The sequence below is a fragment of the Ruegeria sp. BG10 genome (assembly GCF_056538575.1).
In genome coordinates, this window is sequence record NZ_JBQFTI010000004.1 from 116,365 (window position 1) to 129,429 (window position 13,065).

General features: G+C 57.7%; 16 protein-coding genes and 1 tRNA gene. 6 read left to right on the forward strand and 11 right to left on the reverse strand.

Annotation, left to right across the window (positions count from 1 at the left end; translation table 11 throughout):
- Window positions 1-42 precede the first annotated feature (42 nt).
- The 5 genes from ACR0D8_RS15760 to ACR0D8_RS15780 form a co-directional block, all read right to left on the reverse strand.
- Window positions 43-372: a Nif11-like leader peptide family RiPP precursor gene (locus tag ACR0D8_RS15760; RefSeq protein ID WP_475157915.1), complete on the reverse strand. Its 330-nt coding sequence runs from the start codon at window positions 370-372 to the stop codon at window positions 43-45.
- 421 nt (window positions 373-793) lie between these two features.
- A complete protein-coding gene (locus tag ACR0D8_RS15765) occupies window positions 794-1,210 on the reverse strand; it encodes a VOC family protein (protein ID WP_480647918.1) in 417 nt (138 codons plus the stop codon).
- 238 nt (window positions 1,211-1,448) lie between these two features.
- Window positions 1,449-1,525, reverse strand: a tRNA-Arg gene (locus ACR0D8_RS15770).
- Between the two features lie 175 nt (window positions 1,526-1,700).
- Window positions 1,701-2,177 (reverse strand): GNAT family N-acetyltransferase, encoded by a 477-nt coding sequence (locus ACR0D8_RS15775; protein ID WP_480647920.1) that lies wholly within the window; start codon window positions 2,175-2,177, stop codon window positions 1,701-1,703.
- The gene (locus ACR0D8_RS15780; protein WP_475154186.1) at window positions 2,178-2,489 is read right to left on the reverse strand and encodes an ETC complex I subunit; all 312 of its coding nucleotides are present in this window, start codon (window positions 2,487-2,489) and stop codon (window positions 2,178-2,180) included.
- Between the two features lie 35 nt (window positions 2,490-2,524).
- Between ACR0D8_RS15780 and ACR0D8_RS15785 the strand changes: the two genes are divergently transcribed.
- Window positions 2,525-3,127, forward strand: a complete 603-nt coding sequence (locus ACR0D8_RS15785) for an SRPBCC family protein (RefSeq protein WP_480647922.1) — start codon at window positions 2,525-2,527, stop codon at window positions 3,125-3,127.
- Between the two features lie 81 nt (window positions 3,128-3,208).
- A complete protein-coding gene (gene uvrB, locus ACR0D8_RS15790; protein WP_480647924.1) occupies window positions 3,209-5,401 on the forward strand; it encodes an excinuclease ABC subunit UvrB in 2,193 nt (730 codons plus the stop codon).
- A gap of 1 nt (window position 5,402) precedes the next feature.
- Here the strand turns inward: uvrB and ACR0D8_RS15795 are convergent, their stop codons facing one another.
- Window positions 5,403-5,960: a lysozyme gene (locus ACR0D8_RS15795; RefSeq protein WP_480647926.1), complete on the reverse strand. Its 558-nt coding sequence runs from the start codon at window positions 5,958-5,960 to the stop codon at window positions 5,403-5,405.
- Between the two features lie 354 nt (window positions 5,961-6,314).
- Here ACR0D8_RS15795 and ACR0D8_RS15800 point away from each other — a divergent pair, with 354 nt between their 5' ends.
- Window positions 6,315-6,725, forward strand: a complete 411-nt coding sequence (locus ACR0D8_RS15800; RefSeq protein WP_480647928.1) for a hypothetical protein — start codon at window positions 6,315-6,317, stop codon at window positions 6,723-6,725.
- A 313-nt stretch (window positions 6,726-7,038) separates the two neighbouring features.
- On the forward strand, window positions 7,039-7,359 hold the full coding sequence (locus ACR0D8_RS15805; protein WP_475154210.1) for a TM2 domain-containing protein: 321 nt from the start codon (window positions 7,039-7,041) through the stop codon (window positions 7,357-7,359).
- A gap of 161 nt (window positions 7,360-7,520) precedes the next feature.
- Here ACR0D8_RS15805 and ACR0D8_RS15810 read toward each other — a convergent pair whose 3' ends face one another.
- Window positions 7,521-7,880 (reverse strand): excalibur calcium-binding domain-containing protein, encoded by a 360-nt coding sequence (locus ACR0D8_RS15810; RefSeq protein WP_480647930.1) that lies wholly within the window; start codon window positions 7,878-7,880, stop codon window positions 7,521-7,523.
- Window positions 7,881-8,089: 209 nt separating this feature from the next.
- Between ACR0D8_RS15810 and ACR0D8_RS15815 the strand changes: the two genes are divergently transcribed.
- Complete coding sequence (locus ACR0D8_RS15815; RefSeq protein WP_480647932.1) at window positions 8,090-8,593, forward strand: HugZ family pyridoxamine 5'-phosphate oxidase; 504 nt, start codon at window positions 8,090-8,092, stop codon at window positions 8,591-8,593.
- Here the strand turns inward: ACR0D8_RS15815 and ACR0D8_RS15820 are convergent.
- Together ACR0D8_RS15820 and ACR0D8_RS15825 are read right to left on the reverse strand one after the other, a co-directional pair.
- Window positions 8,578-8,985 carry a universal stress protein gene (locus ACR0D8_RS15820; protein ID WP_480647934.1) on the reverse strand — a complete coding sequence of 136 codons (408 nt, stop codon included), beginning with the start codon at window positions 8,983-8,985 and terminating at the stop codon, window positions 8,578-8,580. The genes ACR0D8_RS15815 and ACR0D8_RS15820 overlap by 16 nt on opposite strands.
- Window positions 8,986-9,050: 65 nt before the next feature.
- Window positions 9,051-9,377, reverse strand: coding sequence for an antibiotic biosynthesis monooxygenase family protein (locus tag ACR0D8_RS15825; protein WP_475154232.1), 327 nt, complete (start codon window positions 9,375-9,377; stop codon window positions 9,051-9,053).
- 143 nt (window positions 9,378-9,520) lie between these two features.
- Between ACR0D8_RS15825 and ACR0D8_RS15830 the strand changes: the two genes are divergently transcribed.
- The gene (locus ACR0D8_RS15830; RefSeq protein ID WP_480647936.1) at window positions 9,521-10,183 is read left to right on the forward strand and encodes a hypothetical protein; all 663 of its coding nucleotides are present in this window, start codon (window positions 9,521-9,523) and stop codon (window positions 10,181-10,183) included.
- 18 nt (window positions 10,184-10,201) lie between these two features.
- On the opposite strand, the gene ACR0D8_RS15835 is transcribed toward ACR0D8_RS15830, so the two are convergent.
- Window positions 10,202-12,490 (reverse strand): glycosyl hydrolase family 28-related protein, encoded by a 2,289-nt coding sequence (locus ACR0D8_RS15835; protein WP_480647938.1) that lies wholly within the window; start codon window positions 12,488-12,490, stop codon window positions 10,202-10,204.
- A 137-nt stretch (window positions 12,491-12,627) separates the two neighbouring features.
- The gene (locus tag ACR0D8_RS15840; RefSeq protein WP_475154249.1) at window positions 12,628-13,029 is read right to left on the reverse strand and encodes a DUF4864 domain-containing protein; all 402 of its coding nucleotides are present in this window, start codon (window positions 13,027-13,029) and stop codon (window positions 12,628-12,630) included.
- Window positions 13,030-13,065: the final 36 nt, after the last annotated feature.

Below are 13,065 nucleotides of genomic sequence, written 5' to 3' on the forward strand. Positions count from 1 at the left end.
TCGCGTTGAAAATGCGCAGGCCCCGAAGGCTGCGCCAGTCTATTACCAACCGCTGCCGGTTGTTGTCGAGGTCACCGCGGTCGCGGTCCCGACCACAGCGGCGGCTGCGGACACAACAGCCGCTGCGGCGGCTGCGGTGGTTGTCACGACGCCGCCGGCAACTTTTTCCAGATCATCCTCGCCAAGCTCGCCATCGGCCTGAATCTCTTCCTGGTAAGCTTGCATGTCTTCCTTTGTCCAGGCCAGACCCATCGAAGCGGCATGAGCAATCTGCCCATCCAGATCCGTGGCGCCGATTTCCTTGGCCTTGGCGCGCAACTCAGGATCTGCGGCGCAACGACGTGCATATTCCTTCAGGTTTTCAACACTCATGCTTAATCTCCCAATGGTATCAACGCCACCATATGTAATCCCGAAATCGGCGCTATTCTGAAATCACCGGCCTCCCGAACACCGGCCAAGATGGCGCTCTGGCCAGTGTCGCTATAGTTGTGCAGAACAAGCGACGAAAAATCAAGCAGTGGTTGAGGCGCGTGGAAAAAAGTATCGTCTGCGTGCAGAACTGGCGTCGTCAAGAGCTGTATCGCAAAGCACTGGCTACGGTGGATTTTTCCGCGGCGGCATCAATGTGGATTGGCAATCTCAACGTACTATTCAAGCAGACAGAGGGCGGGCACTGATTGATCCTTTTAGCTCACGTGCGCCAACTCGCTTTTCTTAAAGAGTCGCTGTTGCAAGGAAGATGCGGTTCCAACCGAGGGCACGTAACGCGTCCAGCGACGGCTAATCCGCTCTACCCATCCCGCCCAGGTTCGCTTGGATCATTGGAAAACAATGCAATCTTATTGCCTTGAGGGTCCCGCAGATAGCCCACGTAAAAACGTGGGCCGTATAAGTCCCGGAAACCCGGCTGACCTTCGTCAGATCCCCCTGCGGCAAGCGCTGCAGAGTGCAGATCACGGACCTGCTGTTGGCTGCGAAGTTGGAATGCGATCATGGTGCCATTGCCCGCCGAGGCGGGATGCCCATCGAATGGTGCTTTTACGTAAAGCTCAGGCAGAGCAACGGATTGGCCGGGTTGTACGGGCAGCGCACAGCTTAATCCTTCCGGGCTTTCCTCAAGCTCGTATCCAAGCGCGGGCAGGAACGCAGAATAAAACCGTTTCGCGAGAGAGATGTCGTCGACACCGATTGTGACATAGGCAATCATGCTGTGTATTCCTTTCGGGACGCTTGGTTGCACTGTGTGTATGCGGCCATGTGGTGAGCCATCGGTACGCAGAACCAAACCAATGCCTGGACCAGCGCCGCGATCATTGTTGGCTGAAAATGCCGCATGGTTGATCCACACTCAAGATTGGCTTGATGAGTGCAACCACTGTTCGTTTGCCATCTGGTATGACTTGGTATTCCACTTTTACGGGAAATTTCTGAGACTTAACTGGAAATGGCGCCCACGGGAGGACTCGAACCCCCAACAGCCCGATTAGAAGTCGGATATTCTATCCAGTTGAATTACGTGGGCGCTTCTGCGCTGTTATTGGACAATGGCGGCAGATAAGTCAACTTGGTAGTATGCTGGTCGCCTCACCAATCATTTTTTTCTTCATAGTCAGACATTTACGCTGCACTTACGAACCGTCGGGTTCCTTTGACCTACCCTGTTGCGCCAAAGGACCGCAGCGCCCTTCCTGTTGCTACTATGGGAGGGGTTCAAGGCCCAGGCGCATGAATGCGCTGTTCGGATCAGTTTTGTACCCGTGGATCGGCCCGCAATAGGAATAGCCCAGAGCCTCATAGAGTTTGCGGGCCGCGTCATATTCGGGCAAATGCGCCGCCCCGGTTTCCAGAACCAGTGCAGACACCCCTTCGGATCGCGCCTTTTCGGCCAGATGGGTCATCATCACCCGCGCCAGCCCACGCCCCCGTGCGTCAGGCAGGATATGAACCGATTTCACCTCGGCCGTACCATCCGGCAGCACCTTGAGCGCCCCGCACCCAACTGGGTTTCCGTGCACATACATGGCCCAGAACCGAATGCCCGGTCCGGCCAATGCGGCGGCATCCAGGGTATGATTGCTTTCCGCGGGTCCCGCCGTTTCGCTATGGGCGAAATGTGCGTCGATCACCGGGCGCAACGCATCCGATGTCGGATCAGCCTCGCGGATTTCGATCATTCAGTGCGTCCAGGGACCGCGCCGATCGGTGGCGAAATTCTCTCCATACCCGCGCGCGCGCAGGTTCGGCTTGCGTTTCTGCGGTTCGCTGACCTGCGCGTCAATGCCGTTGTCCTTGGCATAATCCAGCGCCTCTTCCTTGGTGTCGAATTTCAGGCGCACCTGGGTCTGCGTGTCATTGGATGAGGTCCAGCCCATCAGCGGATCGACCTCGCGCGCAGATGCCGGGGCAAATTCCAGAACCCATTTGCGGGTCTTGGCCATCCCCGAGGTCATCGCATTTCGCGAAGGCTGGTAAATCCGTGCGCGCATGTCGCCTCTCCGTACTCACTTGGCTGGGCTTGTTTATGCGCCAGAGCGCCGCCCGGGACAAGATGACAATTGTCGCGGAATGCAACAACGGCCTGATGACAGAAACTGTCATTGGCCTCGCTTATGATCTTCGAAAGATCAGCCAAAGGATTGAACAGATGAACCATTTTGAACGAACCCTCGAAATCAACGCGACCCCCGAAGCCATCTGGGCGGTACTCAGCCGGTTTATGCAGGTTGACGAGATTGCCCCACAGATCACGCAGGTAGAGGCCCTGACCCACGGCGTTCATGGCGTTGGGTCAAAGCGGCGTTGTTATTTTGCGAATGGAACCTCTTTGGTCGAAGAGGTCACCAGGTGGAACCCCAACCGGGGCTATAGCGTGCGCCTGTCCGAAATGTCGGCGATGCCCCTGACCGAGGCCCATGCAGCGATTGCTATTGAACCGCTGGACGGGGCTGGCACCCGGGTGATCTGGAGCATGGAATATGCTGTGAAATATGGCCCCCTTGGCTGGCTTTTGGGGCAGACCCTGATGAAAGTGTTGATGTCCAAGGTATTCAACGGCAACCTGAAGGCCCTGGCCGACAAGGTGATTTCGGATCACGCTCCGGATGCGCAACCCGCCTATTACTGAATCTGAGCTTTCCGGACCGGATCAGCCCTTGCAGTTGGACAAAATAAGAACAAATGTAAGGGCCTGACCCGGAGCCAGCCCATGCCTTATGCCCATTCCGACAAGACCCAGTTGACCGTCGACGACGTCCGCGCGCGCCTGAAACTGGAAGGCGGCAAACAGTTTGTCATGCATACCGAATTCGCGCCTGCCGGCGACCAGCCGACCGCAATTCAGGAACTGGCCGGAGGTGTGAACGACGGCGAGCGCGATCAGGTTCTGCTGGGCGCGACCGGCACCGGCAAAACCTTCACCATGGCCAAGGTGATCGAAGAAACCCAGCGCCCCGCGATCATACTTGCACCCAACAAGACGCTGGCCGCGCAGCTATACGGGGAATTCAAGGGATTCTTCCCTGAAAACTCGGTCGAATATTTCGTGTCCTACTACGATTACTACCAGCCTGAGGCCTATGTGCCGCGCTCGGACACCTATATCGAGAAGGAATCCCAGATCAACGAACAGATCGACCGGATGCGCCACTCGGCCACGCGGGCGCTGTTGGAGCGGGATGACGTTATCATTGTCGCCTCGGTGTCCTGCATCTACGGGATCGGCTCGGTCGAAACCTACGGGGCGATGACACAGGACCTGAAGGTCGGTAAGGAGTACGACCAGCGGCAGGTGATGGCTGATCTGGTCGCCCAGCAATACCGCCGCAACGATCAGGCGTTTCAGCGCGGGTCTTTCCGGGTACGCGGAGATTCCTTGGAAATCTGGCCCGCCCACCTTGAGGATCGCGCCTGGAAGTTTTCGTTCTTCGGCGAGGAATTGGAAACCATCACCGAATTCGACCCTCTCACTGGGGAACGCGCCGCGACGATGGAGCAAGTGCGTGTCTATGCGAACTCACACTACGTGACGCCGAAGCCGACAATGCAGCAGGCGATCATCGGGATCAAAAAGGAGCTGCGTATCCGGCTGGATCAACTGGTCGGCGAGGGCAAACTGCTGGAAGCCCAGCGCCTGGAACAGCGCACCAACTTCGATCTGGAAATGTTGGAGGCCACCGGCGTCTGCAACGGGATCGAGAACTATTCGCGCTATCTGACCGGTCGCGCGCCAGGGGAACCGCCCCCGACCCTTTTCGAATTCATACCCGACAACGCCATCGTTTTCGCCGACGAATCCCACGTCAGTGTCCCGCAGATCGGCGGGATGTATCGAGGCGACTACCGGCGCAAGTTCACGCTGGCCGAACATGGGTTCCGCTTGCCGTCCTGCATGGATAACCGCCCCCTCAAGTTCGAGGAATGGGACGCCATGCGCCCGCAATCCGTCTTCGTCTCGGCCACCCCGGCAAAGTGGGAGATCGAACAGACCGGCGGCATCTTCACCGAACAGGTGATCCGCCCCACCGGCCTGCTGGACCCCGAGGTCGAAATCCGCCCGGTATCCATGCAGGTGGACGACCTGCTGGATGAGGTGCGCAAGGTGGCCGCCAACGGTTTCCGCACGCTGGTCACGACACTGACCAAGCGCATGGCTGAAGACCTGACCGAATATCTGCACGAACAGGGTATCAAAGTTCGCTATATGCACTCGGACATCGACACGCTGGAACGCATCGAAATCCTGCGCGATCTGCGGCTGGGCGCGTTCGACGTGCTGGTCGGCATCAACCTGCTGCGAGAAGGCTTGGACATCCCTGAATGCGGGCTGGTCGCCATTCTGGACGCGGATAAAGAGGGCTTCCTGCGCTCGGAAACCTCCCTGATCCAGACCATCGGCCGCGCCGCGCGCAACGCCGATGGCCGGGTGATCATGTATGCCGACAAGATCACCGGCTCGATGGAACGCGCGCTGGGGGAAACCAACCGCCGCCGCGCCAAACAGCTTGCCTATAACGAGGAACACGGCATCACCCCGGAGACGGTGAAAAAGAATGTCGAGGACGTTCTGGCCGGTCTTTACGAGGGCGACGTCGACATGAACCGCGTCACCGCCACCATCGACAAACCGATGCACGGCGCGAATTTGGAAGCCCATCTGGACGGGTTGCGCGAGAAGATGCGCAAGGCCGCCGAGAACCTTGAATTCGAAGAGGCCGCCAACATCCGGGATGAGATCAAACGTCTGGAAGCGGTCGATCTGGCCGTCGCCGACGACCCCATGGCGCGCCAATGGGCGGTCGAGAAAGCCTCGGAAGACGCGGTGAAATCGCGCGGTCGCTCAACGGCTGGCAGGCCTGGGCAGCGGGGTGGAAATGTGAAGCGACGGAAGAAAGGTCACTGACTTAGCCGAAGAGATCGTCGAGTATGGCCTTCGTTGAAACGCTTGTCGCGCTGGACCAGTTTGGCGAATAGGACGGCTTTCGAACCTGATACTCGGTTCCCGTGCCATTGTTTGACCAAACACCGTCAAAAAACAAGGCCTGCTCTTTCCTGCGCCGGGGTATGATTTCCGGGGGTTTCTTCCAGTTCATGATTGCGGATTTGGCACCGGATACGTCTCCGGCTTTCCACCTTTTGACCCAGGTCGCCTTTTTTATGCCGCCTGTATTGTAGTGAAACGATAATGCCCCGCCAAGTTGAGCCTCAGTAAGGGCGTGCCCGATGAACGCTTCCTGTACGGCAGGCAGGTAATTGTTTCGAAGCACCCATTCGAACACCTCGAAACATCTTCTGAGCGTTTGCGGATTATCGACATATCGCGGCCAAACCTTGTGACCCGAAGCGGACGTAATACCAATACTCCAGGTCCAAACCCCGACAGAGTCGCGGTAAGCTTCTCGAACTATGCCTTCATGCGAAATGAGTTCTGCAGCGATGTTCGGGGTAATAAAATTTGTCATTACAATCTCCTGAAATAGAGAAGGCGTCATTTTATCACAGAATTGACGTTCCAAAAAATTTGGGACGTGCGCAGGCAAATTGCGTCAGAGAGACGCTTTAGCTGGGCACCGATCGGCTACTGCTTCGCCAATCGACTGTGCGGAACTCAGTTCCGTCAAAAATGACCGGGGAACCTCAACTGATGGTTGCAATTGAGCGCAAAGCGATAAATCATCGCGTCAGAATTTTTGAAGTAGTTCATTGGCTTGCCCGTTTTCATACTCATTCTAACCGCGATTGGCGGGGCCGTCTGGTGGTGGATACGCAACAATCCCCGGGAAGCGATCAATACTGCCCAAGACATGGCAACAACATTGAAAAACGCCCCCCGAAAGCTGGCGTGTCGCAGTGTGGCCAATGCCCATCCGGTCGAAGGGATCGATGACGAACGGATCGCAATCTGCGCCATTGCCCAATCCTTCATCGAGCTTGACGATCTGCCGACGTCCGAACAACGACAGCGCCTGCACGTTCTTCTGCGCACGAAACTGCGCTGTTCCGAAGAAGAAGCGACCGAGATGGAAGTTCTGGGGCGCTGGCTGATGACGCAGTGCAATGGGCCCGGTGATGCGGTTCCGCGCCTAGGTCGCCGGCTCAGAAAAATCGATGGCGGGCAGTCCTGGGGCACGCTGCAGGACATGCTGACGCCGCTGGCCGGAGAACGGCTTTCCCGGGCGCAGGTCGACGCCATTGACGACCTGAAGGTTGCCCTGAAGGTCAGGTGAACGCGCAGACTGATTGGACTGCCACTAACTTTGCGAAAGGTGTCCCGCGTCGCCCGGGTTGATCTGGCGTCGCGAGCGAGACAAATCACTCGAAGCCTTCTGCACCGGAGATTAAGTCTCATTTCTTAACATGTTGTGAACATTTTTTTGCCTCTATCTTCCGTAGTTCTGTCACAGCGAACTGGCGCGACAGATACGAGGTGGGGACAACGCGGGGCTTCAATCAAGCTTTTCGCGGATTGCGTCACCTTGGACCGTTACCAGCACACAAGAACGCGCAGAAAAAGCGCAGTAAGACTAGAAGGGACATACATTGACGCTTTCAACGGACAAGCAACAGCTTATCGAACAGAGAATTGCCAACGATTCAAAGAACATCTTTGTGGCTTACCTGCTGTGGTTCTGCTTTGGGATGCTCGGCGCCCATCGTTTTTATCTCGGCGAAAACAAGTCCGGGATCATCATGCTGGTTCTGACGATCCTGGGTGTTTTGACCGCGATTGTGCTGGTGGGATATTTCCTCCTGCTGGGCGTCGCCATCTGGATGCTGGTCGATGCGTTCCTGATTCCGGGGAAAATTTCGAACCAAAAAGACACTCTGCGTCAGAAACTGACCGCAGAGATGAGCGCCTGACAACGCCGGCCATCGCCTGTTCTGGGCGAACTAACGGCTAAACTCTTGTTTTGGGGCGGCATGATCCGCCCCTGACATTTCCACCACTCCCGCCGACGCCGCAATTGGCGGGCTCGGCCACCAAACCCCTCAATCGAACAGCACACACGTCCGCGTATCAATCAGGGTCGCACGAATTTGGCGTTCCCGATCGACCGCGTTTTCGACTGTTCGACCTGTTGTACCGCGGTTGTTTCAATGGGCGCGGATACAAGTGTTCCACACGCAATACCGTCCCCGTCAGGATCGTTGCGTAGGTGGTATCCGGGCTCTCCGGCCAGGAATGGCCCCGAAACAACGGATTCCGCGGCCGTGCATCCGGCCAGGGCAATCAGATGCAGCACGGCTTCTTCACGCTCGAATTCTGAAGTGCGGAGATAGACGCTTACGGCAATGCCCAGCGTCGTCAGCGGCAGCATCAGGACCATGATCAGAATCCGTACCGGCGACAATGCCCGTTTACGCAGGGCGTCGGCGCGCATACGGCGACCCGCAGCGCCGGAAGGAACTGAATTGAGTTTGGGCAGGAGGTTCCTGAACGACATGCACACCGGATACGTCAGATTTGTGGCAAAACCGAGACTGGTAGTCAGGCAATCTACCTGGTTTGCGCGGCGATCTGCCCCCCTCGCAGCGGAATGGCGATGGGGCTATTGTCAGAAACGCCTGAACCAGAGCGCACAGGAATAGCATGAGCAAAGCCGACCCCTATCGTTCCGCCGATGACCCTGCGCGCGAAATGGCACGCTGCTTGATCGAAGGGGCCACTCACGGCGCTCTGGCTGTGCTGCGCCCGGGCTGTGGATTGCCGTCGGTGACCCGGATCGCTCTGGCCACGGATCAAGGCGGGCAGATGATCTCGCTGGTGTCGTCGCTGTCAGATCACACCCACGCTTTACAGGCTGACCCGGCCTGCGCGTTGTTGATCGGCGAGCCGAAAGAGACCGGCGATCCGCTGACGCATCCGCGCCTGACGCTTCATGCGCAGGCCGAGTTTGTAGACCGTGACACCGACGATCACAACGCGCTGCGCACCCGCTACCTGGCGCTGCGCCCGAAGTCCCGGCTGTATATCGACTTTGCCGATTTCAGTTTTGTACGGTTTGAGGTTGCAGACGCCTTGCTGAACGGCGGGTTCGGCAAGGCGTGGCGGCTATCTCCGGCCGATCTGGCACCAGATCAGCGCACCACGTGAACCGCGCAGGCGGCGTGGCGGACGACGTGGTTCGCGGTTGATCCCAGAAGCAGATCCTGCATTCCCGGCCGGTGCGATGCCATGATGATCAGATCCGGCTTATGCTCATCCGCCCAATCCAGAATCGTGCGCCCGGAATGCCCTTCGACTACCACGCCCATTGCATTGGGCAGTTTCGCGGCCAGATCATCCAGTTCCTTTTGGATCGCCTTGCGGGCTTCGGACAGGTATTCCGGCGGCATGTACGAGATCGCATAGTTCGGAATGTGCTCAACCACATGCAACAACGTCACTTTCGCGTCCGGCGTGGCCAGAATCCCGGCCAGTTTCAGCGGGCCGGAAATGTCCCGTTCAGCGTCAAAAGATATGGGAACAAGAATACTGTGATACATGGCGCGCACCTCCGTTTTCCTTTGATCAGCTTGCGATGCGCCGGGCTCCAAGGCTTTGATCTAGGTCAGGAACTTCCAAAGGTTTCGGCCACGTCATACATCACCGGCTCAAAGCTTTTGCATAGCTCGTTGATCTTGCGGTTGCGGTCGCGCATTTCCGGCGTGCGCAGCATGGCCAGAAAATCCTCGCGACGTTCCCATTGAGAATAATTGGCGATCCGGGTCTGCGCATCGTTCACGTGCAGCCCCGCAGAAACAAACCCCGGTTGTTTTGAGATAAACTCGCCATAGGCATCGGTCAGCGCCTCAAGCAGATCATGGCAGGTGCCTGGCGTCATTTCGAATGTGGTGATGACAGTCTGGACGCTTGCGGTCTTGGAAATCTTCGGCATCTGGATTCTCCCTTAACTTACACAAGCCTAACACAGGATTTGGAAAGGTCGTGTGTTTCCTTTGCTACCCGGACCGAGGCGGCGTTGTCTGAAATGAGTAGAATACTAACCATCCGTTAACCATGCTGACGGATGCTGCGCGCATGTACCGGGTCTTCACGCTTTTGGTTCTATTGCTATCCGCCGCACCGGCCTGGTCCGGGGCGTGGCTGCGGGACAAGGGCGCCGCGTTTTCAGCAGCGTCCGTGACGGCATTCCGCGATTCCGACGGCAGTTATGACTACAAATCTTCCCTTTACGGAGAGTGGGGATACCGACCCAATCTGACGGTTGGATTCGATTTCGAAGAGAATCGCGAATTGTACGGCCACGCGCTGTTGTTTGCCCGGGTGCCTCTTGCGGATTATGGCGATTGGGGGCGTTTTGCCGCCGAATTCGGGGCTGGCGCCCATCACCGGCAAAGACGCGCCTGGGCGATGTACCGCGTAACCTTATCCTATGGCAAAGGGCTTCGGACCGGATGGGGCGATGGCTGGATCGCCGTCGACGGCGCGCTGGAGTTTCGGACCCATGACGCCGTTTTTCGAAAGCTGGACATTACCGCAGGTCTGTCCGCGCAGCGGTTGTTGAACCCGCTTTTGCAGATCGAAACATCCTATACGCCGGGAAAGTCGCTTTTCTGGCGAGCGCGGCCATCGGTCATGATCCGAACCCCGAAAAGCACGACAACTTGGGTGCTGGGTCTTGAACGCAACGATGCCCGCAGTGACACGGGCATCAAGGTCGCAATTTGGAGCGAGTTTTGATCCGCTATGGAACCGCGATCAGCGTTCCATCCGGATAAGTGCGGACACCTCTCCGCGAACGGCTTCGGGCCAGCGCAGACGGATCGCGTTGCCAATCGAGCCCTGCTCCAGTTCGACGTAAGGGGCCGCGTAGGCCAAGGAACCCAAAGTATTCCTCAGCGGCCCGAGAACGGTTGCTGCATCGCAACTGCGGGCCCTTCCACCAAAGGGCAGCCGCCCCTGCGTGGCAATGGTCCAGGCCTGGGCCGCTGAACTCTGACTGTGCCGAAGCCGCAACGGGTTCGCGACCTTGGTGGATACGCCGTGGAACGTGTTGTTTTCGAAGGTCACGTTCAGATGGCGGCTATTGTCCAGATCGGCAAAGCTGGTGTCCACCCGCTCGGCCCGGGTGATGCTGCCGTTGGTCGAGCGGAACTTGTTCCCGGTGACGATCACGCCATTCAAGAAATGCCCCGCCCCATGCGGACGAATGACGATACAGCTGAACCAGGGCGCGACCTCGCTGGAATAAAAGATGTTGTCGGTAATGCTCATGGCGCTAAAGGAAAAGCCGGCCGTGTATTCCGGATTGGCGTCCCGCTCATTTGTCCACTCGACAAAGCAGTTGTCGACATAGTTCTCTGCGATGGTTGAACTGTTATAGGTGCCGATCATGATCAGGCCGGCACTGCGGATACCCTGCGCAATGCTGTCACCCTGAAAAAAATGGTTGCCCAGAACCATGTTGTTGGTCCCGCCCAGAACCGCAAAGTGCAGAAATCGAACGGCCCGGTTGTGGCGCAGCTTGATATCGTTGGCCGTGGCGTTCAGTGCGATCGAAACCCGGTCCGAGACGTTGAAGGATTCCTCGCTCGACAAGAACTGGCAATTGTCGATCAGCATGCCCTGACACCCGGTCCCGATTGAGGTTACCCCCCGATCCTTGGGTCTGCTGATAAAGCAGTTCGTTACCGCAAAGGTGCTACCGGAAGGGGCCAGCCTGATCGCGCTGCACCGGCCGTTGCACTGGAATTCGATCTCTTCCATGCCAAATTTGCGCAGGGTGCTGAAGCCGCTGAAATCCAGCAAATACTTGAAGGAAACAAAGTCGAACACCTGCGTCCCCGCAGCGTCGTAGATCGGCGCGTTCAGCGTGATCTCACCCGCGCCTTCGTTTTTCGAACGGACGTAGATCTCGCGCCCTACGCCACTGCCCTGCACAAGCGCACCAACAGGGATATTGGCCACGTTTGCCACGTTAACCAGGCGCGTGGGGTCCGACGTGTTGTACGTCGCCGTGGATTTCACCGTTTCCGTGTCCCAGGCCGCGCTGCTTTGCACGTCGAACTGCCCGTTGCGAATGACCCGGCGCGTGGAAAACCCGGTTTGCTTGTTCGGAACCGCAGCCGCCATGTCAATCGGCTCGCTGACCGAAATCTTGCGCCCGCCCAGATTCAGTGATTCATGATCCGAATTGTTCAGCAGTGCCTGAAACGCCTTCTTGAAGGCCAGCGATTCGTCACCAAAGGCCGAAATATAGGCTGGCAGATCGAAATTCTTGCTCAGGATCAGCATCTTGTCATCGGGCATCGTAACCGTGCCTTCAAATTCGATCTCGGACGACATCGTGATGTTCTGCGACAGCAAATAGGTCCCCTCGGGCACGAAAACGCGCCGACCGTTCGCGGCCTGGTCTGCGGCCTGAAACGCTACCGAGTCGTCAACGACCCCGTCGCCGACCGCACCGAAATCGCGCACGTCGACCAGGCTGATCAGATTGCGCAGGAACACCCCTGTAACGTCGGTAATCTCGATATCGTCGACCCTGATAACAGCCCCGTTCGCTCCGTCGATATCAATACCGAAATGCCCGTAGAGCGCCTCGACCCCCCAAGGCATATCAACACCATCGCGCTGGCCGGTGCCAACGATTGCGGTGATCTCATGCACGGTTCCGTAACCGGAAAGTTGCGTGGCCGGACCTTGCGCGGCAACACCTGTCACCTGCACGTCGCCGGCACCGCCGGCCCAGCCGGCGATCCGCACCTCGGGCAGAGGGCCGCTGATCGCCTTGACCCGCGCCCTGATCTGCAAATAGCAGCCCGGCAAAAGCGGCGTCTGCCCCATGTAACGCAATTGCTGCGTGGCATTGACCTTCAGGATCTCAAGACAGCCGGCAAAATCCGCATCCGCCGGGACAAACGCCCCTGTGCCCGAACCGTCATATGTCGGTGAGCCGGGCGTTCCGTCGCCGCTCGACCAAACGTTCAGTCCATTTGCGAAAGCAGGCGGCATGAACACGATACCGTCGGTGATTGCCTTGTTCATAGAAATCCCTTTCCCAATCGCGCCGCAGCCGGTCACCACGGGCATAAACTCAGTGTCCGGGGTCGCCCCGAACGCAAAAGCCTGTGTATCGAAAAGGGATTAATTGCCGCTCATATCACCGTAACGGTGGTGTTGCGTCAGGCCGAAGGATCCGAATTGCGCAGCAACTGCACACCGTTGATCTTCCAGTCGTTTTCCAGCTGAACCATTTCATAGTCAAGAATATGCACGCGCCCGTCGCCATCGACGATCATCACTTTCTGCCAAAGCGACCCGGCCATTTCGCGCAGTTCAAGAAACCGCACATCCGCCGGGCGCCAGACCATAGGATAGCCATTGCGAACCATGGCTCCGAAATTCTCGGGATTGCGGAACAGGCGCTGGATATTCGGGCTGGCAAAGGTAAAGGCGGTGGCGAAGTCATCTGCCTTGAAGGCCTGTATCTGTGCGGTGATATTGGCCTCTATCTCGGAATTCTGGGCAAAGGCGCCCGTAACCAGACCGGCACTGAACAACACAGCTAACAAAATTCGACGCATGGGGCCACCTCCTGCCGAAAGAGTAGCCCCACGTGG